The sequence below is a fragment of the Halovulum sp. GXIMD14794 genome (assembly GCF_054457455.1).
Genome location: NZ_JBTLNF010000006.1, coordinates 303,746 through 324,152, shown reverse-complemented (window position 1 = coordinate 324,152; position 20,407 = coordinate 303,746). Strand labels below are relative to the sequence as shown.

General features: G+C 61.7%; 17 protein-coding genes. 4 read left to right on the top strand and 13 right to left on the bottom strand.

Annotation, left to right across the window (positions count from 1 at the left end; translation table 11 throughout):
- Window positions 1-7: 7 nt before the first annotated feature.
- Window positions 8-265, bottom strand: a complete 258-nt coding sequence (locus tag ACW9UR_RS16305; RefSeq protein ID WP_458918111.1) for a hypothetical protein — start codon at window positions 263-265, stop codon at window positions 8-10.
- A 256-nt stretch (window positions 266-521) separates the two neighbouring features.
- Here ACW9UR_RS16305 and ACW9UR_RS16300 point away from each other — a divergent pair, with 256 nt between their 5' ends.
- Both ACW9UR_RS16300 and ACW9UR_RS16295 read left to right on the top strand, forming a co-directional pair.
- Window positions 522-2,312 (top strand): tetratricopeptide repeat protein, encoded by a 1,791-nt coding sequence (locus ACW9UR_RS16300; protein WP_458918110.1) that lies wholly within the window; start codon window positions 522-524, stop codon window positions 2,310-2,312.
- A 180-nt stretch (window positions 2,313-2,492) separates the two neighbouring features.
- Window positions 2,493-3,539, top strand: a complete 1,047-nt coding sequence (locus ACW9UR_RS16295; RefSeq protein ID WP_458918109.1) for an IS30 family transposase — start codon at window positions 2,493-2,495, stop codon at window positions 3,537-3,539.
- On the opposite strand, the gene ACW9UR_RS16290 is transcribed toward ACW9UR_RS16295, so the two are convergent.
- The 6 genes from ACW9UR_RS16290 to ACW9UR_RS16265 all read right to left on the bottom strand — a co-directional run bounded on the left by ACW9UR_RS16290 (window position 3,532) and on the right by ACW9UR_RS16265 (window position 11,804).
- Window positions 3,532-4,584 carry an ABC transporter ATP-binding protein gene (locus tag ACW9UR_RS16290; protein WP_458918108.1) on the bottom strand — a complete coding sequence of 351 codons (1,053 nt, stop codon included), beginning with the start codon at window positions 4,582-4,584 and terminating at the stop codon, window positions 3,532-3,534. The genes ACW9UR_RS16295 and ACW9UR_RS16290 overlap by 8 nt on opposite strands.
- Window positions 4,581-6,644, bottom strand: coding sequence for a glutaminase domain-containing protein (locus ACW9UR_RS16285; RefSeq protein ID WP_458918107.1), 2,064 nt, complete (start codon window positions 6,642-6,644; stop codon window positions 4,581-4,583). The genes ACW9UR_RS16290 and ACW9UR_RS16285 overlap by 4 nt, the downstream gene beginning before the upstream one ends.
- Entirely contained in the window at window positions 6,641-8,440 is a 1,800-nt protein-coding gene (locus ACW9UR_RS16280) for a glycoside hydrolase family 2 protein (RefSeq protein ID WP_458918106.1), read from the bottom strand. Before ACW9UR_RS16280 ends, ACW9UR_RS16285 begins: the two co-directional genes overlap by 4 nt.
- Window positions 8,441-8,508: 68 nt before the next feature.
- A complete protein-coding gene (locus ACW9UR_RS16275; RefSeq protein WP_458918105.1) occupies window positions 8,509-9,792 on the bottom strand; it encodes an extracellular solute-binding protein in 1,284 nt (427 codons plus the stop codon).
- 32 nt (window positions 9,793-9,824) lie between these two features.
- Window positions 9,825-10,664, bottom strand: a complete 840-nt coding sequence (locus ACW9UR_RS16270; RefSeq protein ID WP_458918104.1) for a carbohydrate ABC transporter permease — start codon at window positions 10,662-10,664, stop codon at window positions 9,825-9,827.
- Window positions 10,665-10,667: 3 nt separating this feature from the next.
- The gene (locus ACW9UR_RS16265; RefSeq protein WP_458918103.1) at window positions 10,668-11,804 is read right to left on the bottom strand and encodes a carbohydrate ABC transporter permease; all 1,137 of its coding nucleotides are present in this window, start codon (window positions 11,802-11,804) and stop codon (window positions 10,668-10,670) included.
- A gap of 210 nt (window positions 11,805-12,014) precedes the next feature.
- Here ACW9UR_RS16265 and ACW9UR_RS16260 point away from each other — a divergent pair, with 210 nt between their 5' ends.
- Window positions 12,015-13,061: a LacI family DNA-binding transcriptional regulator gene (locus ACW9UR_RS16260; RefSeq protein ID WP_458918102.1), complete on the top strand. Its 1,047-nt coding sequence runs from the start codon at window positions 12,015-12,017 to the stop codon at window positions 13,059-13,061.
- Between the two features lie 52 nt (window positions 13,062-13,113).
- Here ACW9UR_RS16260 and ACW9UR_RS16255 read toward each other — a convergent pair whose 3' ends face one another.
- The 5 genes from ACW9UR_RS16255 to ACW9UR_RS16235 all read right to left on the bottom strand — a co-directional run bounded on the left by ACW9UR_RS16255 (window position 13,114) and on the right by ACW9UR_RS16235 (window position 18,228).
- Window positions 13,114-14,256, bottom strand: coding sequence for a zinc-dependent alcohol dehydrogenase family protein (locus tag ACW9UR_RS16255; RefSeq protein WP_458918101.1), 1,143 nt, complete (start codon window positions 14,254-14,256; stop codon window positions 13,114-13,116).
- Window positions 14,257-14,337: 81 nt separating this feature from the next.
- Complete coding sequence (araD1, locus tag ACW9UR_RS16250; protein WP_458918100.1) at window positions 14,338-15,339, bottom strand: AraD1 family protein; 1,002 nt, start codon at window positions 15,337-15,339, stop codon at window positions 14,338-14,340.
- A gap of 70 nt (window positions 15,340-15,409) precedes the next feature.
- Entirely contained in the window at window positions 15,410-16,417 is a 1,008-nt protein-coding gene (locus ACW9UR_RS16245; RefSeq protein ID WP_458918099.1) for a TRAP transporter substrate-binding protein, read from the bottom strand.
- Between the two features lie 27 nt (window positions 16,418-16,444).
- The gene (locus ACW9UR_RS16240) at window positions 16,445-17,725 is read right to left on the bottom strand and encodes a TRAP transporter large permease (RefSeq protein WP_458918098.1); all 1,281 of its coding nucleotides are present in this window, start codon (window positions 17,723-17,725) and stop codon (window positions 16,445-16,447) included.
- The gene (locus ACW9UR_RS16235; RefSeq protein WP_458918097.1) at window positions 17,722-18,228 is read right to left on the bottom strand and encodes a TRAP transporter small permease; all 507 of its coding nucleotides are present in this window, start codon (window positions 18,226-18,228) and stop codon (window positions 17,722-17,724) included. Before ACW9UR_RS16235 ends, ACW9UR_RS16240 begins: the two co-directional genes overlap by 4 nt.
- Before the next feature lie 140 nt (window positions 18,229-18,368).
- On the opposite strand from ACW9UR_RS16235, the gene ACW9UR_RS16230 reads away from it, so the two are divergent.
- The gene (locus tag ACW9UR_RS16230) at window positions 18,369-19,319 is read left to right on the top strand and encodes a LysR family transcriptional regulator (protein ID WP_458918096.1); all 951 of its coding nucleotides are present in this window, start codon (window positions 18,369-18,371) and stop codon (window positions 19,317-19,319) included.
- A gap of 99 nt (window positions 19,320-19,418) precedes the next feature.
- On the opposite strand, the gene ACW9UR_RS16225 is transcribed toward ACW9UR_RS16230, so the two are convergent.
- Window positions 19,419-20,384: an aldo/keto reductase gene (locus ACW9UR_RS16225; RefSeq protein ID WP_458918095.1), complete on the bottom strand. Its 966-nt coding sequence runs from the start codon at window positions 20,382-20,384 to the stop codon at window positions 19,419-19,421.
- Window positions 20,385-20,407 lie beyond the last annotated feature (23 nt).

Below are 20,407 nucleotides of genomic sequence, written 5' to 3'. Positions count from 1 at the left end.
CGAGACGTCATCCTCGCAGCGTCTCGAACGGCACGAGCCTCGCGTCGGGTCCGGTCAGCCAATCCTCGATCTCTGCGCGGATTTCTGATGACAGGCGGACATAGTCCTCGACGATCGGGCGCGGCGGCTCGGACTTTGCGCGCAGCCGCTTCAGAATGGTGCGCACTTCCTCGAAATCGTCCCAGAGTGAGGCGAAGCAGGGTTCCTTTCGGCGCAGGCGCTGAATCTCGAATTCGCGATCCCGGAAGGGGTGTGTCTCGTCCATGCTTTCATCCACTTCCTGGCTCTGGTGGTGCGTCCGACGCGCCGGCAGGTTGTCGACAACATCGGTCGGAAATGGCGTAGCGGGAAGTTTCAAAAAGGTTTCACCTTGATTACACCCTTGAAACTTTGAGGAATTTTTGTTCTTCTAGAGGAGCATTCATACTACCGCCCGGCGCGGCCGGGACAGGCTATGGACTACATGCGATAGTTGTACCGTCCAAATTGGCCCAACCAGGCGCGGACGGTTTGGGGAACATATGCAGGAAGCGGAAACCAGCCTCTGGCCGTCCGGGGACGGCGCAGGCACCAGGCCCGACGGCATATCGGCTCCGGTGCCCGAAGCCGCTGTGCGCGCCCAGTTACGGCGGGTCCTGACAAGTGCGAAATTCACCCGCTCCGTGCGGCGCAGAGAATTCCTGACCTACATCGTCGAACATTCCCTGTCGGGGCAGATCGATGCTTTGCGCGGGGACGAGATCGCCGTCGCCGTATTCGCGCGCGGCGATGACTTCGATCCGCAGGCGGACCCGGTTGTGCGCATCGAAGCGCGACGCCTGCGTCATGACCTCGACCGCTACTACGAGGAAGAGGGCCTCCGCGACCCGGTGCTCATCAGCGTTCCCAAAGGCGGCTATCGGGCGGTCTTCACGTCCCGTGAGGTCGAGGATGACGATGTCGCGTATCCCTCCGCCGAGCCCACGCTGGGACAACCGGGCAGAAATGTCTGGCGGTTCCCACAACGGGGCAGGGTCCTTGCCGCAGCGCTGACTGCCATGGTCTTCGGCGGTATCGGCATCGCGACCGGTTTGCGAGACCAGGGCGCGGCTGTACCGAGCGGGGCGCCCGGGCTTGCGGTGGCCGCCTTCGAAGCGTTGAGTGCGGCACCGGAGGATGCCTATTTCGCCCGCGGTCTGTCAGATCAGGTGGCGCACGATCTTCAGCCGTTCAGCAATGTTCGCGTCTTCAAGCTTCCAGGGCACCTGAGCGCTGACGATGCCACGGACGTGCAGGCTCTCGAGGCGACCCGCGACATCACCTACCTGCTGACCGGCACATATCGAGGGTTGCCGGACGGGAGCGCCGGCCGTCTGGTCGCGCAACTGCGCCGCACCGAGGGCGACGTCGTCTGGAGCCGCGCGTATGACGTGAGCCGCTCAGCCGCCGATTTCATCGCCCTCCAGGATGAACTTGCCGGGGACATCGCCACCAAGCTGGGACAGACGTACGGGATCGTTGCGGGCGACCTGCGGCGACAGGCCGGCGAGACGCTGCCAACAAACGAGAGCTTTGCCTGCCTGCTGAAGGCATACGAGTACCAGCGCACGTTGTCGGCGGGCCTCCGAAACGAGGTCGTCGCCTGCATCGAACCCGCGACGGTGCGCGACCCCGGCAACGCTGAGGTCTGGGCGATGGCGGGCTACATGCGGCGGGACCTGGCGCTGATGCGGAACATCGATGCCGCCGAGCGTCAAGTACTGCTGGCCAGCGCGATGGACGCAACGACAAGGGCGATAGCGCTTGGCCCGGAAAACACCCTTGCGCTCAGAGCGCATGCCGCGCTGCTGCACAGCACGGGTGACTACGACGCCGCGGAAACGGTGATGCGCCGCGCTCTGGCGCTCAATCCGCATGACCCTGAGACGCTTCAAAACCTGGGTTGGAGGGTTATGGTGCGCGGCCGTCTCGAGGAAGGCGCCGGCTACATCCGGCAGTCGATCGAACGGTCCATCGATCCGCCGCCCCGATATTACAACCTGCTTGCGATCGACGACCTGATGGCGGGCCGGTTCGACGACATGCTGGTGTCCGCCGAGATCACCGCCTCCGGTGGATCGGCAGTCGGGCTGGCCCTCGTCGCCATCGCCGAAACGCGTGCACCTTCCGGGTCGCCCGATGCGGCTAGGGCCGCGCTCCGCAAACTTGCGGAATCCTCGTCTCCCATGGCTACCACGCCCGGCGAATACATGCGCCGACACGGCGTGCGCGACGAGATCGCCGACGAGATAGTTGAGGGACTTATCGAGGCGGGCTGGTCGGCGGACGGGTGAGGCAAAGAAAGGGCCAAATGGAGCAGGAGTCGCTGTTAATCTACGCCTTGTCGCGATCAATAATTTAACATAAACATTATTATCGGCATTACCGGAATAGCATCTGTACGCGGGTGCGCGCTACCTTGAAGTGCGACTCCTGTTAGAAACCAATGGGTTATCTAATTAGGAGATCGTGGCATGGGAGCCATTTACACGCAATTGAGTCTGAAAGAACGCCGTAGAATCGAGGATTTGTGGCGTGCGAAGGTCCCTGTCCGAGAGATGGCGCGTGTCCTGAACCGTCACAAGTCGACCATTCACCGAGAGATCAAACGCAATTTCTGGGCCGATGATGCCCTCCCGAAGAAGTACGCCGGTTATTTCGGACATGCGGCCCAGTTGCAGTGCCAGAAGCGCCGATCCGTGCAGAGAAAGTTGATCCGGCACCCGAAGCTCTGCAAGGCCGTCGTGGCCCGGATCAAGCACGGCTGGACGCCCGAGCAGATCGGCAACCGGATGATCTTCGAGCGCGCAAAACACCGCGTATGCCAGGAGACTATCTATCGCTACATCTACTCGAAGGAAGGCATGGCGCAGGAGCTCTGGTGGTATCTGCCTGAGCACCGAAAATCCCGCCGGCCACGCCGGGCCAGGAAGCGACAGGCGCCGAAGTTCGACCGCGATGTCAGTATCCTGTTCCACCCCGACGATGTGGCGCATCGCCGGCAGTTCGGGCACTGGGAGGCAGACCTGATGCTGTTCAAGCAGAAGCTTGGCCAATCGAATGTGACGTCCTTGGTCGAACGGGTCAGCCGGTTCACGGTTCTGTTGAAGAACCCGAACAAGCGCACGAGACCGGTGATGGGCAAGATCATGAAGGCGGTGCGCGACCTGCCTCACCTGGCCCGGAAATCGATCACATTCGACCGCGGAACCGAGTTCGTCAGCTGGCCGCATCTCCAGGCCGAGATCGGAACACCAACATGGTTCTGTGATCCCTCCGCGCCTTGGCAGAGGGGCACGGTGGAGAAAACCAATCGGCGCGCCCGCCGATGGCTGCCGAGGAAGCGCGATATCACGGCACTCTCCGATCAGGAGTTGAAGGTGATCAGCGATCAGCTCAACAACACGCCCCGAAAGTGCCTCGGCTGGAAGACCCCGGCCGAGGTCTTCCGCGAAAAGATGATGGAAGAGACGGCCCGTGCCCCCTACCCTCAACGACAACAGGAGTCGCGGTTCAGGTAGCGCTCACAGAACTTCCGCGTTCGTCAAAGAGATGAGCTCGGTTCCGGATGAAGTTCAAGCGCACGTAATCTCCAAGGCGCGAGCTGTCGTCCTCAAACAACTTCATCGACAGTTCGTGCGGTCCGGCGGTGAGGTGGACGAGGATGTACTCGCCCAGATGTTCCTTAAGCTCTACCCTTGCGCGAATGGGTCCTTCAGGATCTACGTACAGATGCTCAGGGCGAATACCCAACGTCGAACCCGTGCCCGCCACGGGCAAGCTGGTACCTCCGAGTTCACCCTCCAGTCTCAACAAACCATCTTTGTCGGTGGTAAGCGGCAAAAAGTTCATCTTCGGCGAGCCGATGAACCCTGCGACGAACAGATTCGCTGGCCTGTGGTAGAGGTCGAGTGGCGTTCCGATCTGTTCCACCCTCCCGTCCCGAAGAACCACGATCCTGTCGGCCAGCGTCATTGCTTCGACCTGATCGTGGGTCACATAGATCATGGTCGCATCAAGCTGTTGATGCAGCCGCGCGATCTCGATCCGCGTCTTGACCCTGAGGGCCGCATCAAGGTTCGAAAGCGGCTCGTCGAACAAAAACACAGCCGGCTCGCGTACGAACGCCCGACCAATCGCGACACGCTGTTTCTGCCCCCCTGAAAGGGCTTTCGGCAGCCGATCGAGGTAGGGGCGGATCTGCAGGACTTCGGCGGCGGCCCCTACCTTCTCGGAGATCACCTCGCGAGCCTGCCGAGCCAGGCGCATGGCAAACGACATGTTCCCCTCGACCGTCATGTGCGGGTACAGCGCATAGCTCTGAAACACGAGCGAAACGCCCCGTTTCGCTGGCGCGACATCGTTCATGCGCTTGCCGCCGATCGTCAGGTCGCCGCCGGTGATCTCCTCCAGGCCGGCGATCATACGCAGAAGCGTCGACTTTCCGCACCCGGACGGTCCCACGAACACGACGAATTCACCCTCGTTCACTTCGAGATCGACCCCGGGTATGACCTCATGTTGACCATAGGACTTGCGAACGCCGGCCAATGACAATGCCGTCATGCTGTATCTCCGGTTTGTAGTTTTCCCTGACGGGCCAGAAGCAGTGGAAGGAAGATGCCGCCAACGACCGGCCGCGCCTTGAACCCCTTGCCGCGCGCCAAGCGCCCGGTATCAGCATCGAACCAGTCGCTCAGCGGTACTCTGTCTGGTGTCTCGTCGAGCCATCGTCCAAGGGGCGCAAGTATTGCGTCGAGATCATCGCGTCGACCGCTCAGGCAGGCGGCCCAGACGAGCCAATCCAGTTTGGTATGACGCGCAGCAGAATAGAGGGGAGTACCGTAGGTCGCCTGCGCCTCGCGATAGCAATGGATTTCGGCTTCTCCTACGGACGGCGGGAACAAATCCAGGCCAAGGACTCGATCCCATATCAAGTTGTACTTCAGGCTCCAACTGTCGGGTTCATCGAAGCGCATCGGCCAATGGGCACCCGAACGGCGGCACGCCAGCCAGGCCTCTGCACCACGCTGCGCCGCGCTTGCGAACATCGCGCCATCGTCACGGAAATGCTCAGCCAGCAAGCTGGCAGCCCCGAGCGCAACGATGGCCTTGGCAGACAGATTGACGTTGTGCGCCATGTGTCCATCGAAATCATCGGTCGAGAGTTGCTCCTGCGGATCGTAGCCTGCCGTCGCAAGATAGTCGGCCCAGCCGCGAAGCACCGGCCAGTCGTCCTCGCGCAACCCGCCGCCGGTCTGTTTAATCAGGGCTGCGGCGAGGATCAGCATGTTGCCGCATTCCTCGTAGGGCATCTGGTTCTCTTCACCCTGCGCGCCGCCGCCATAGACCTGCCCGTTCGCCAGCGGATACCGTCCGATATCGTGCGGTGCGTAGGGGAATGGCCAGTCAGGAGCGGCTGCGTAGTCGAGAATAAAGCGCAATTGCGCGGTGAGAAGCTCGGGCGCGAATAGCAGAAAGAACGGCGCCGCCGGGTAGGTCAGGTCGACGGTGCCCATGCAGCCATTCGACGAGTTTTCCTTCGAGAAGTGTAGCAGCGTTCCGTCACGATCGGCCACCAGCGCATGTCCGCCGAGGCATTGCCGCCAGGCCAGCGCACCGAGCCTTGCGAGGGGTTCTCCGCCAACATCCGCGAGCTCTCGGGTGACCGCTGAATCCAGTTGCGTGCAGCGCTCGAAGAGCGCCTCGCGCTCGTCCCACGCCGCCCGCAAGAGGCTGATGGCTGTTACATGGTTCCTGCGCCAGAGTGGCCGCAACCGGCGATGGTGGTATTCGGCCATCCAGACCTGATCGTATGCAATGGCGACATTCCAGGTCCCGGTGTCGCCGACGTCATGTGCCGCTGCCAGCGTCGTGATCGGCGTTCGCAATTGGCGCAAACCGGCCGGGCTTTTCATTTCGCCACCCGATGCCGGGCATGGCATCGACAAATCCCCACCCTCACGGGTCCCGTCCCGGTCCGGGAAGCACCCCTCCAAAGCGAAGGAACCTCGAAGGCTGCGTGCTTCACCGATTGCCGTGCAGGCGTGCGCGCGCGGATCCGGTGAAAGATGAAGGTAACCCCAATCCGCAAGGATCTCGTCACCACCTCTCAGCAGGGGCCTTTGGTCGGCCAACCCCACCCAGAGGGAGGTCACAGGTCCGTCGCAATGCCTCCCCCAGATGACCGGTGCTTCGGCCTGATCCGAGCAAAGGGCGGCGGGGACATCCAGGTACAGCTGCACCTCGTGCCGCCCGCCGTCGTTTTCCCTGACCGACAACGACACATAGGTCACCGGCCGCGACAGGACATCCGGGTCTTCCGGCAATGCGGGGGTGACGAACTCGACCTCCAGGTCCACCCCGCCTGCCGTGAACGCGTAGATGGTCCGCGTTGGCGTGATCCGGAGGCCTGTCTGCTCCATCGCTGGCAATGGTGCGGATAGAAAGGTATCCGGCCCCATCCAGCGATAGGCGGTCCCGTCTATGCGCGCCATCCCGCACAGCCCCAGTGTCCGGCCTGTCCAGTGCGCGGGCCACGCGTCCGTCAGGTGGTCCGCCGGTGACCAGATCGACAGGAACGGGTCGTGTACGATCAGCGGAACGGCAGGAGCCCTGACGCTCATTCTGCAGCCACCCTGCCCCGTGCACGTTCTGGCGCGTGCGAAAAGATCTCGCGATAGGTCTCGAGCGGCAGCTTCGGGCGCCGGTCATAAGTAAGAAGTCCGTTCTGTTCTTGCTCGACATCGGTCAGCTGCGTGTAGCACCAGCCCTGCATGTGGGGGATGTCGTTGACCGTAGCGACCTGTGCCCTGATCCGCTGTTCGAACTCCTGCGCGGTCGCAGGCGGTTTGCCATACCCCCACGCGTCTCCTTCTTCCCGCCGGTCGCGTCCTTCGTCGTTATTGGCGAAATCGCGTGCTGCTTCCGGGTCGAATGCCGCGCCGCCGAACTCGTCCAGAATGTATGGCTGACCGGCGTATTGCGGCTCGCTCTGCGGAGCATCGCGATAGACGTCAGGATAGGGCGCGAGCTGCGCGTGGAGCATTGCGGGATCCTGCTGGTAGCTGTGCACAGTCCAGATGTCCGTGTCCCTGTGCACCCAGCCGGACGCATCGTTGACGGGGCGGGAGGGATCGACGAGCCGTGTCAGTGCCGCAGCGCGTTCCACTAGCCGCAGGTGCGGCTCTTCGATGGGCTCGTTCCGTCCCTTGCCCCAGCCGGTTTCGTTCAGCGGTGTCCAGGCAATGATCGAGGGATGATTGCGCGTCTGCCGCAGGATCTCCGCCCATTCCTCGAGCATGTTCCCGTTGGCTTCCTCGTCCTCCGGTTCCGCGCCCCAACTCGGACTTTCACTCCAGGTCAGGTAGCCAAGGCGGTCCGCCCAGTAGTGCCAACGCGGCTCGAAGACCTTCTGATGCAGCCTCGCGCCGTTGAAGCCCATCTGCATCGCGATCTTGATATCCGCCCGCAGGGCATCATCGCTCGGGGCAGTCCAGATACCGTCGGGATAGAACCCCTGATCGAGCACGAGCCTCTGGTAAAGTGGCGCGCCGTTCAGAAGCACCAGTCCATCTGTGATACGAACATCGCGCAGACCGCAGTAGCTCGACACCTGGTCGATGACCGTGTCGCCATCTCTGATTTCATAGACAAGATCATAGAGCACCGGCGCGCCCGGTTGCCAGGGCCGCGGCTCCGGAATTGCGAGCGAGACCGGAAGGCCAGGCCGCAAGGGCGCCTCGACTTCCGCAACCTTCTTTCCTTCCAAGCTGGCAACAACACGGAAGGTCGGATCTCCGGCGAGTCGGGTCGCTTCGGGAGTCAGCGTGACCTGCCCGTCAGCGGTGGTCAGGATAGCGACGTCGGTCAGGTAACTGTCGCCTGCGGCCTCAAGCCAGACACTCTGCCAGATGCCAGTGGTACGCGTGTAGTAGCATCCCCAGGAATGCTCCTTGCGGCTCTGTTTGCCCGCCGGTTGCTTGCCGGATCGCAAGAGATCGAGCGCGTGGACCACGATCGTACCACGACCATCCACCAGCAGATCCGTGATGTCGTAGCGAAATCCGGTCGAACCTCCCCGGTGCGTTCCCGCCAAGACGCCGTTCACCCAGACCTTCGCCTGCCAGTCGACAGCACCGAAGTTGAGCAGAACCCTGCGCCCTGACCAATTGGCCGGCACTTTCACCTCTCGGCGATACCATATACTCTCCATGAAGCCGGTTTCGCCAATTCCGGACAGCGCGCTCTCCGGGGCGAATGGCACGGTAATCTCGCGGTCGAAACGTCCTCCATCCTGACGGGCTTCGACGCGGCCATCCGGATCGATTGCGAATTGCCATTTCCCATTCAGGCAAAGCCAATCGGCACGGTGGAATTGCGGACGCGGGATTTCGGCGCGAGGCATCGCTGCATCGGTCATTGGGGTATCCAGTCTTGTTCAGGATTGATCCCGGCGCGAGCAGAGAGCACGCGCGCCGGGTCACCGGACTACATCAGGTCTTCAATATCGAGCTGAGCGTCAGCAAGGGCGTCATCTAGGGATTTCTCCCCCAGCCAGACCGCCTGCATTTCACGTGCCAACGTATCCTGGATCGCGCCATACCGGACGGTTGGCGGGATATCCTTGGCGATGTTTGCAGTTTCGGCGTAGTCGGCACGGTGAGGCAGCTGCTTGTAGGCAGCGCTTTCCAAGACCGAATTTCGCACGGCCATGTGTCCCGTCTTGGCCCAGCTCGCGTTGTTGTCGTTGATCCAAGCGAGGAGTTCCAGTGCGGCCTGGTATTTCTCGGGATCGCCCTCTTTCACGGATCGCGGAATCGCCCACATGTGCGTGTCGGCCCAAGCTGCCGGCGTACCAAAGATGGTGGGGTAGTCCGTGACGTAGTAATCCTGCAGCGGAACGCTCGCGTCCTTGGCTTGCGCGTCATAGAAGTCGACGACCCATGTGCCGTTAGCTAGAACCGCGACGTCTCCATCAAGGAACGCCTGCTGCGCGCCCGGATAGTCATACTGGTTGTTGATCTGGCCGGCCTCCATCATCTGGAGCAGCACGTTCATGGCGTTTCGCGCCTCCGGCGTGTCGACCGTGACATCCTCGCCTTCGAAGATGTTGCTGTCTTGCTGCATGATCCACGACAGAACGAGGCGAATGCCCATTGGGCCTGCCATCCAGCCGGCCCCAAGGTATTCCTTCCCTGTCTTTTCCTGAACCGTTTGCGCCTGGGCCAGCAGTTCATCTACGCTCTGCGGGATCTTAGGGGTGCCATCCTCGTTCAAGAGGCCCGCTTCCTCCATGATGTCGACATTGACGTGCCAGAGCAGCGCGTGAAAATCGAGCGGAACGGCGTAAATCTCGCCATCATGTGTCACCGCATCCTTCGCGAGCTCCGCCCAGTCACCTGTATCGATGCCCACGGCCTCGAGGTCCTCGGTGATCGGCGCGATCGCTCCGAGCGAGGCGAACTCAAGCACCCGGTGCCGGTGCATCACGTGGACATCGGGCGGGTTGCCACCGGCATAGGCCGCCTTGATCTGGTCGTAGTAGTTGTTCCATTCGGTCGGCAGCGTGCTGACGGTGATGCCGTTGTCTTCTGCCGAAAATCCGCGAATGATCGACTCGATGATGCAGGGCTCGCCGACCTCCTTGGTCGGGTCGGTCCCCGCACCTTCGCATGCGCCGAAGAACCTGCCGAGGACCAGCTCTGTCTCTGCGCTGGCGACTGTTGGCATTGTCGCTGCGGCTATACTGGCAGCCAGAACGAGATGTTTCATGTTTCCTCCCGAAAGGATTGTTGTGAGGACGGTCATTTCGCCCCGCCCATGGCGATCCCGCGGACTACGAACCGCTGAAATATGACAAACAGAAGGATCACCGGGGCGCTGGCCATCATCCCTGAGGCCATGAGCCTTCCCAGTCCCTCGGTCTGCGCGAAGTTCTCCTGGATTGAGCCGAGGCCGACCGTGATCGTGTACATCTCCTGCCGCTGTGCCGAGACGAGCGGCCAGAGATAGTCGTTCCAGGCATAGAGGAAGGTGATGATCGCCAGAGTGGTAATCGCCGGGATGGACATCGGCAGCATGATGCGGACGAAGATCGCGAAGCGTCCCGCGCCGTCCAATTGGGCTGCTTCCTCGATTTCCTGTGGGATGGCGCGAAAGAACTGCATCATCAGGAAGACCCCAAGCGGAACCGCCAGACGCGGCAGGATCATCGACACATGGGTGTTGTGAAGCCCCCAGTCCGCGAACATCGTGTAGAGCGGGATGAAGACGACCTGCTCGGGCACCATCAGGCCAGCAAGGATCAGGACGATCACCGCAGTGCGGCCAGGAAATCGGATTCGCGCCAGCGCATAGCCGGCGGTTGTCGACAGGATCAACGTCGCCACCGTCATCCCGGTTGCGACAATCAGGCTGTTCAAAAACCAGCGCGGCGTCATGCCGAGGTTCAGCAGGTTGACGTAGTTGTCGATGGTGAACGGATAAGGCACGAGACCCATCGCTGTGTTCGACGTCGTCCGGGCAAGCAGTTCATTGGGTTGCAGCGAGAGCGAAAGCATCCAGATCGTAGGGACCGACCAGATGAAGGCGGCCGCGCCCAGAATGGCGACGAGCATCCAGTAGCGGCGGGTTCTGAGAGTCATGGGTCAGTCCTCGTCGCTGCGGCTGATGCGAAGCTGGAGCATCGCGAACACGAACATGATCGCGAAGAGGAACAGCGACATCGCGGCCGCCCGTCCGAGTTCAGAGTCGCGAAACCCAGCCTGGTAGATGTGCAGCACCAAGGTCTGCGTGGCGTCGTTCGGACCGCCCTGCGTCATCAGGTACGCCTGACCGAATATCTGGAAATGCGCGATGGTCTGCAGCACGACGACCAGTGTGGTCGTCCGGCGCAGACCGGGTAGCGTGATGTGTCGGAGCAAGCCCCAGAATCCCGCGCCGTCCAACCGGGCGGCCTCGAAGCGTTCGTCCGGAATGCCCTGAAGGCCTGCCAGAAACAGCACCATCGCCAAACCGGCCGACCACCAGACAGTAGCGATCACGATGGCCGGCATCGCGAGGTCGACATTGGTAAGCCAAACGATGGGTTCGCGGCCCATGCGCTCCGCGATCTCGGCGAAGAAGCCGCGCTGGCTATCGAACATGAAGACCCAGATCAGGGTGACCACGGAAACCGACAACACGTGCGAGGTAAAGAAGACCGTTCGGAAGAAGGTCATCATCCGCGTTTCGCGGTTCAGGGCGATGGCCAGTGCCAGCGAGACGACGGTAACAGCCGGCACGGTCATTGCGACGAAGGTGAACGTGTTGCCGACGACTGGCCAGAAGCGCCTATCGTACCACCGCCCGCCTTCACCCGGGTGGAAGCCGAGCAAGATCCACAAGGCCAGGCACGCGAGTCCCGCCACAGCGGCCGCGCCGCGAGAGATGCGCGATTGCCAAGCCATCAGGGCGATCCCGCAACCGACCAGCAATATCAACATCCGCATCTGCCAGGCGTGAACCGGATCCCAAGTCATGCCCCGGCCCCACAGCATCCGCACGTAGTTCTTCAAACCCACTAACTCTTTTGCGTCGGGATTGAAGGCGACGGCCATGAGGTTCCAGTCGTGGAGCGAGATCCAGATACCCTTAAAGAACGGGTAGACGAGGAGGAGGCCGTAGGTGAGCAGGAACGGCGCAAGAAACGCATACCCGGCCACGGCATCCCGATGCCGACGCCAGAATACTGGCTTGGCATTACTCGGCAGGTCGTTGGCCAGTATTTCGGTGCCCGCGCTCATCGGGTCACCAACGTTTCGGGCGCACGTTGCGGCATCCTTGAAATGATCATTCCTCCTCCGTCAGGCCGGACAGTTTTCTGCCTCTAGGTCCATGAAAGGCCTTTCATGAAAGCGGTTCCATGGAAGCGCTTTCAATCACCACGATTCTGGTTTAGTTGTCAACTACCCTGGGAGAGGCTAAGCGATCTTTCGAACAGATCAGGCTGGCGGATGGATCAGAGAAACGAAACCGAAGCGCCAAAACGCCCGACGATCGCCGATGTCGCAAGGCTATCGGGCGTCGCGCCTGTTACTGTCTCGAGGGCGCTGAACACGCCGGGGCTGGTGAACGATAAGACGCTCCAGCGTGTGCGAGAGGCCGTTGATATACTTGGCTACCAAGCGAACGCCGCCGCCCGGGTCCTGGCAGGAAGCAAATGGGGCGCCGTCGGCGTCGTCGTGCCCTCGCTCGACCACGCGATGTTTCCGCATCAGCTCAGCGTTTTCGAGGCCGAGATGTCAGCGCGAGACGTCTCGCTTCTGATTTCCGCCACCAACTACGATGTCGCAAGCGAAGAGAAGATCGTCCGAAATCTAATCGCGCGCGGGATCGATGGAATTCTCCTGACCCACCTTCAGGCGCCCGAGCCCATCTCCCGCCTGCTCAAGGCTCAACATGTTCCAACCGTTTTGATGGGAAGCCACAGCCGGGAGTATATCGATAGCTGGGCCGGCTATGATGACCGCGCCGGGATGAGACTGGTCGTGGAGCATCTGTTGTCACTGGGTCATCGGCATCTTGGAATGATCGGTGACAGGCGCGCCGTCACGAATGGCGAAGCGCGGATCGGGGCCGTCGTCGAGAGGCTGGGCGAAGCGGGTGTCGAGATGTCGCCGCGGTACATTGCCCGCTGCGGACCTGCCGACAGCGAAGCGCGCGAAGCGTTCGAAACGCTGATGGCCGCCGATCCCGCGCCGACCGCAATCATTTGTGGGAACGACTGGCTGGCCCTGGCCGCGATGGCGCAGGCCGAGAAAATGGGCGTGCGCATACCTGAAGACGTCTCGCTGACTGGGTTCGATGGAATAGACATCGCAGAACATCCCCGGATCTCCCTGACGAGCATCCGGACACCGTGGCGGCGGCTTGGCAAGGCAGCGGCGGATCTTCTGATCTCCGGAATCGAAGGAAATGACCCCGCACAGGTTCTTCTTCCTACGGAGCTCGTCCCACGGGCTTCGACAGGGAAGCCTTGGCAGAATAATGGAAGCAGCTAGCAGGTCTACTCGGCAGGGCTGTCAACGACATAGAAGGCCTTCCCGAAGGGCATCATGTGTCATTATCTGTCGGGAAAACGATCACCTGCCGGATAGCCTCTCCCGCGGCAAGCCGTTCAAAACCAACGTTGATCTGGTCGAGCGTGAGCCGATGCGTCATCAGCCGCTCGATCGGCAACTGGCGCTGCATCATCATCTGGGCGAAACGGGGAATGTCGCGCACGGGAACGCAGGATCCGACGAACGATCCCTTGAGGCACCTTTCCTCCAACGTCAGCATCGCGGGCGGGATCGTGAGCTGTTGATCGGGATGCGGCAGCCCTGCTGTCACCGTCGTGCCACCGCGTCGGGTAACGTCGTACGCAAATCGGAGGGCCGAGACGACGCCGGCCACTTCAACCGCGACATCCACGCCGCCCCCCGTCCATTCCTTGACCTGCGCGACCGCATCTTCCGCCAGCGGATCCACCACGTGGGTGGCGCCAAGGGCCTTTGCCTGTTGCCGCTTGTCCGCCGCGATATCGACGGCAACGATCGTCCGCGCTCCAGCAGCGACAGCGCCCAGAAGCGCCGCGAGCCCCACGCCGCCTAGACCGACGACCGCGCAGGTCTGGCCCATCCGAAGCCCGCCGGCATTCAGCACAGCGCCGACGCCCGTCAGGACCGCGCAACCAAGCAGCGCTGCGCGGTCCAACGGAATATCCTTGGGGATCTTCACGCAGGAATTCTCGGACATGATTGCATGGGTCGAAAACGCCGAGACGCCCAGGTGATGGTGCACCATCTCGCCATTGAGCGAAATCTTCCTGTCGCCGTCCAGCAACGTGCCGCTCGCACCCGCCTTGGCACCCGGTTCGCAGAGTGCCGGACGGCCTTCGGCGCAGGGCACGCAATGCCCGCACGACGCAACGAAAACCATTACGACATGATCACCGGGGCCGAGGCGGGTGACACCCTGGCCAACGGCTTCAATGACCCCGGACGCCTCGTGACCCAGCGCTATCGGCATTTCACGTGGCCGGTTGCCGTCTATCGTCGACAGGTCCGAGTGGCACAGGCCAGCGGCGGCCATCCGTACGAGCACTTGGCCCGGGCCCGGGTCGCCAAGTTCTGCCTCGACGATATCCAAGGGGCGCGAAACATTATAGGGCCGCGGCAGACCCGCCTCGCGAAGCAGTGCAATACGCGCCTTCATCTCATGTCCTCATGCGTAAGTTTGAATATCGCGCCCGGTCGATCAGGCGGGCGGCCAGGTAAAGGACCGCCCGCCCATAGCTCAGAGAGCCGCGACCGAACCGAAGGTCACCTGTTCGGCCTTGCGCTCGGTCCCGTTGCGCAGCGGTTTGCCGAACTCGGGGATCTCGATTTCGAACACGTCACCGTCCTCCGTGGTTACGCCATCGCCGAACGAAGCGACCGACGTGCCCATGAACTGGACGTGCACATCGCCCGGCCGCAGGAATTGGTCGTACTTGAAGTGGTGATATTCGAGGTTGGCGATCGAATGGCACATGTTGTCCTCGCCGGTCAGGAACGGCTTCTCCCAGACCACCTCGCCGCCACGGCGGATGCGCACCTGACCTTCGAGGTGCGACGGCAGGTCGCCGAGCAGCAGCTCGGGGCCGTAGGAGCAGTGCCGCAGCTTCGAATGTGCGAGATAGAGATAATTCATCTTCTCCATCACGTGGTCCGTCGCCTCGTTCCCCAGCGCGAAGCCGACGCGATATGGCCTGCCATCGCCGCCGATCACGTAGATCCCGACGACCTCGGGTTCCTCGCCCTCGTCCCGCGCGAACGCCGGAACCGGGAATGGTGCGCCGGGTTTCACGACGATGTCGCCGTCGCCCTTGTAGAACCACTCGGGCTGAGCCCCCGGCATGCCGTTGGCTGGCTTGCCGCCTTCTAGACCCCACTTGAACACCTGCATGCTGGGCGTCAGCTGCTCTTCCACCTCGGACAGGTTCTTGTGCATGCTGTCGCGCGCTGCGGCGCTTCCGACGTGAGTCAGGCCGGTGCCCGCCACAATGCAATGCGCGGGATCGGGATGGTCGATCGGCGGCAGCACGCGGTCCGAAGAAACGAGGGCGTCATAGTCCTCGGCCGTCTCGGTGGTCAGCGCGTCCACAAGTTCGACGAGCGGTTTCTTCTCTTCAATCGCGCGGAGCGCTAGGTCGCGCGTCGTCGCGACGCCGTCGATGGGGTGCACCCCATCGTTCATCACGCGGCCAACGGCACGCTGGCCGTCGGCAGCCTCGTACTGGATGAGCCTTACGGTCATCGTCTTCCTTTCCAGTCATCAGGGGAAAAACTGCGCCGGCGCCGAAGCGCCGACGCGTCTGGGGTAGAATTCACTGGCCTCCGGCGGCCATGTCTTCACGCGCCATGTTGATGAGAGCCGGACCGATGGCGCCGGCGAACTCGTCGATCACCGGGGCCACCAGGTCACGCAGCTTCGCCTTTTCGGCCTCGGGTAATTCGGTCAGCGTCAGGCCCGCGTCGATCAGCGTTTCATTCGCAAGCTTGTCAGCCGCACCGCGCGACAGGTCGCGCTGGAAGGGCTCGCTTTCGGCTGCCGCCTCGAGTACCAGGGCCCGGTCTTCGTCCGAAAGCCCGTCGAACCACTGCTTCGAGGCCAGCAGCACGTAGGGCGAGTACACGTGGCCGGTCAGCGTCAGGTAGTCCTGCACCTCGTAGAACTTGGTCGAGTAGATCAGGCCCACCGGGGTTTCCTGGGCATCCACGGTGCCGCTTTCAAGCGCGTTGTAAAGCTCGGGATAGGGCAGCGGGACTGGGTTCGCGCCAAGCGCCTCGAAGGTCGAGATGAACAGTGGGTTGGGAATGACCCGGATCTTCAGCCCCTCGATGTCTTCGACCTTCTCGATCGGGCGCAGGGCGTTCGTCATGTGGCGGAAACCGTTGTCCCAGTATGCCAGCCCGACGATCCCCTGCTCCTCCAGTCGGGAGAACAGCTCGTCCCCGACGCGCCCGTCGAATACAGCATCCACAGCGTCGTGATCTTCGAAGAAGAAGGGCAGATCGAACACCCCGAAGCCGGGAAATGCGCCGACGAGGTTCGAGGTCGGGCCGACCATGACCTCCAGGAAGCCGCCCTGGATCGACGACTGCATTTGCGGCTCGTTTCCAAGCGTCCCGCCAGAAAATGTCTCGAAGGTGACGCGTCCCTCGGTCTTCTCCTCCACCCGTTCGGCGAAGAACTGGACGGCCTGGCCGACGGGGTGAGTTTCGATCGGTACATAGCCGATGCGGGATTGCGCCGAGGCTTCCGCCGCTCCGAGGGCGAGGCCGACGGCCAGGGTCGCGCCCGCCACCATGTTCATTCGTTTCTCTTTGGTCATTTCATCCTCCCGGGTGTTGGTTGACAATCAGTGGGCGAACCAGTTGCCGGGCACGGTCACCAGCGCCGGGAACAGGATCAGCAAAAGCAGCACGCCGACCTCGGTCAGCAGGAATGGCAGGACGCCGACGGCGGATCTCTCGATGGGGATGCGAGCAACACCGCAGACTACGTTCAGCACGGCTCCCACTGGCGGTGTGATCATCCCGATCGCCGCGGTCATCAGGAACAGAACGCCGAAATAGATCGGATCGATATCGGCGGCGTTCACTACTGGCAGCAACACCGGAACGAGGATCAGGATGGCGGGCGTGAAATCCAGCACCGTTCCGATCACCAGGATCGAGAAGCAGATGGCCAGCATCAGCAGCTTCGGGTGATCGACAAGCGGCTCGACCAGTTGCACGACCTGCCCCGGGATGTTCGCGATAGTCATCAGCCAGGCAGAAACCATCGAGGCCGCAACCAGGATCATGATCACCGAGGTCATTTTTGCTGCACGCAGGAACGATTGATGCACGTCCCGTATCGAGATCTCGCGATAAACGAACATGCTGATCAGGAAAGCATAGGTCGCGGCGATGATGCCCGCCTCGGTCGGGGTGAAGACACCGAACTTCAGCCCGCCGATGATGATCACCGGCATGAACAGGGCCCAGATCGAGCCGCGCAAACTAACCAGCACCTCGCGCGTTGATTTGCGCGGCTGCGTCACGGTCGGATTGCTTCGAGAAAGCAAGGTCCAGACCACCATCAGTGACAGCGCCATCATGATGCCCGGCACGATCCCCGCCAGGAAAAGCCCCGAGATCGACAGGTTCGCGGTCACACCCAGCACGATGAACCCGATGGAAGGCGGAATGATCGGTGCGATAATGCCCGTCGCCGCCATCAAGCCGGTGCTGCGTTCGAGGTCATAGCCTCCCTCGCGCATCAACGGCAGCAGCATCACCGCCAGCGTCGCCGTATCCGCAATCGCCGATCCGGACAAACTTGCAAGCAACAGGCCGGTGCCGATCACGACGAAGCCGAGGCCACCGTTCATGTGCCCGAAGAGCGCCATAGCGAGCGCAACTATTCGCTTCGACAGGCCGCCGGCGTTCATCAATTCCCCGGCGAGAAGGAAGAAAGGGATCGCCATGAGCGGAAAACTGTCCGCGCCGTCGACGAACTTCTGCGCCAGGATCATCGCGTTGACGTTGCCCATCCAGAGCATCATTGCCAGCGCAGCCAGCAGTAGCGCGATGAAGACCGGAAATCCGAGCATGATCGAACCAGCCAGACCGCCGAGGAAAACAAGCGTGGTCATCGATCGGCCTCCAGCGGTTCTTGCACCGCGGCATAGGGTTGCCAGCCAGAGAAAATCCTCCAGATCCCGGTCAACAGGACAACACCGCACCCTACGGCAAAGACCACGCCAGCCCCGTAGAGAAACGCGATGGACACCCCGGAAATCGGCGACTTGTTATTCCAGTTTATCAGAGCCAGAGCATAACTGCCCTTGCCGATGAGATAGCAGCAACACAGCATCACTGCGTGACTGGCGACCGCCAGCCAAGCGGCGGCGCGGCGCGGCAGGAAGCGCACGAGCATGTTGACCGACAGGTGCGAACCCTCAGCCATCGCGGCTACCGCGCCGACGAACACGATCCATACGAAGATCAGCCGTGAGATCTCGACCGAGAACGGCAAACCCGATTGAAATCCGTATCTTAGTATGACGTTAGCCAACACAAGGCCGGACATGGAAACCATGCCGAGCACCAGGCTCACGTTGATTACGGCCAAGCTGAAACGACCTGCGTGCAGCAAGCATCTCCCTCCCGAATACCCGGCTGTTTTGACGCTGTCCGCGCAATGCCGTGTTGCAGTAATTTCGGAGGAGGCTAAGCTGTGGCGGACCCCTCGTATAATGAAATGATATGATCGGGATATAGCTAAAAGGTATATCAATGACCGTGAGCGCCGAATTCATGACTTCCCGCCTGAAGATGCGTCACATGAGCCTGCTAGTGGCGATCAGCGACTGCGGAACGCTGCTTAGAGCGGCCGAGCGCGTCGCGATTTCGCAGCCCGGCGCGACCAAGGCATTGCAGGAGATCGAGAAGGCGTTCGGCCAGCAACTGTTCGAGCGGACGAACCGCGGGCTGGAACCCAACGACATCGGCCTCTGCGCAATCCGCTACGCGCGACTCATCTGCACGGACCTGGTCAATCTCGGCAATGAAATCGAGGAAATCTGGAAGGGGTCCGGCGGTCGACTGGCCATAGGTTCGATTATGGGCGCCGTCCCGCTATCATCAAATCTGATCTCCACTTTGGTGTGCAAACTTCCAAACCTGAAAGTGCAGTTCACCGAAGGGACAAGTTCCGAACTGCTTCAGATGCTGGACGAAGGCAGGCTGGACTTCGTGATCTGCCGCACGAGCGTCAGTTCACGCCCGGAAGACTACGAAGCGATCGAAGTCCGCAAGGAGAGCATCAGTGTGGTTGCGAACCGCAGTCATCCCCTGGCGAACCATGTTGGCATCGATCTTCAGGATCTTCATCAATTTCCTTGGATCGTCTGCCTGCCGAATATGCCCATGCGGCGGCATTTTGAGCGGGAGTTTGCAAACCAATCCGTGCCCGAACCACGAAGCCTGATCGAGACAGCCTCTGCCCTCTCGGTTCTGCGACTGATGCAAGGCAACCCGCAGCTCTGCTCGATGCAGGCGGACGACGTGATTGATGAGCTGATCGGCTGCGGCGATCTTTGCCGCCTGAACGTCCGCCTCACATCGACGGGAGAGCCATACTACCTTGTGACGCGTCGCGACCGAGAGCTATCCTCCACAGCCAAGCTAGCGGTGGACGAGATGAAGTTTATGCGAGCAAGCAAGGAAATCCCTGTGCCCGCATGAACCGAAGGACGAAATTTCTGCGGATTCGGGTTGCGGGAAGCCAATCTTTTCCCGCATGCCGCGGCCGGATCGGCTATGCGCATCGCGGAATGACGTGAGTCAGGTCTCTGACAGCCCGCTCATGGCGATTCCCCTGATTTGGGCGACGTCCTTCCGAGGCAGGACAAGGTCTACGGCCCTGAATGAAGACCGTAGTTGCTCGACATTCCGACAGCCGACGACGGGGATGACCGGAAACGGCGAGTGTCGCAGAAGCGCGACGAGCGTTTCGGTCGGCGTGGCGTCGACCTTGGTCGCGAGCTCGCTCAACATCGCGCCGATCCGGCGGTTCAGTGGGCTATGGTAGCGCTCGGCCTTCCGGCCTTTGAGCGTTCCACTTTCGAGCCGATCGAAATATCCCATCGCCTGCGCGGAATAGGGTATCGCGGCACATCCGGTTTCACGGTGCCAGGCGATCATCGTATCGTCCATGGCGACGAGGTCGGACCCGTCATCCGTAGCGAGGGCGGCAAAGTTCCACTCGACCTGGCTTGCGACCGGGAATGGCCAGCCATTGTCCCCGGCACACCGCCACGCCTCCGCAAGTCGTTCCGATCTCCAATTCGACAGACCATAGTTAGAGATCAGCCCTTCCGATATCATCTCAATCACCGGGCCAAGTATGTCCTCGACGGGCCGTGCCGGGTCGTCCCTGTGCAGATACCACAGGTCGAGACAGTCGAGTCCCAGGCGCTCGCAACTTTGTGCTGCATCGTGGCGCAGGCTTGTCGCATCCAGCCGGGGTTTGCGTGTTTCAGGGTCCGGATGGCCGCCTTTCGTGGCAATGACGAAGCCTTGCGGGTTTCGCGCTGCGCGCCAGCGGCCGAGGGTCTTTTCCGAGCAGCCCCGCTCGATGCCCTGGATCCAGTCCGAATAGACGGCTGCCGTATCGACGAAGTTGCCGCCCAGCTCCACGAGCATGTCGAGCAGTTCAAAGGACTCATCCTGGCTCAGAGTCGCGCCGATCTTGGTGGTTCCGAGGCAAATCGGGGATACGGAGACGTCGGTTCTGGGCAGGGTTTGCATCTTGGTACCTTTTTGGTCCGGAG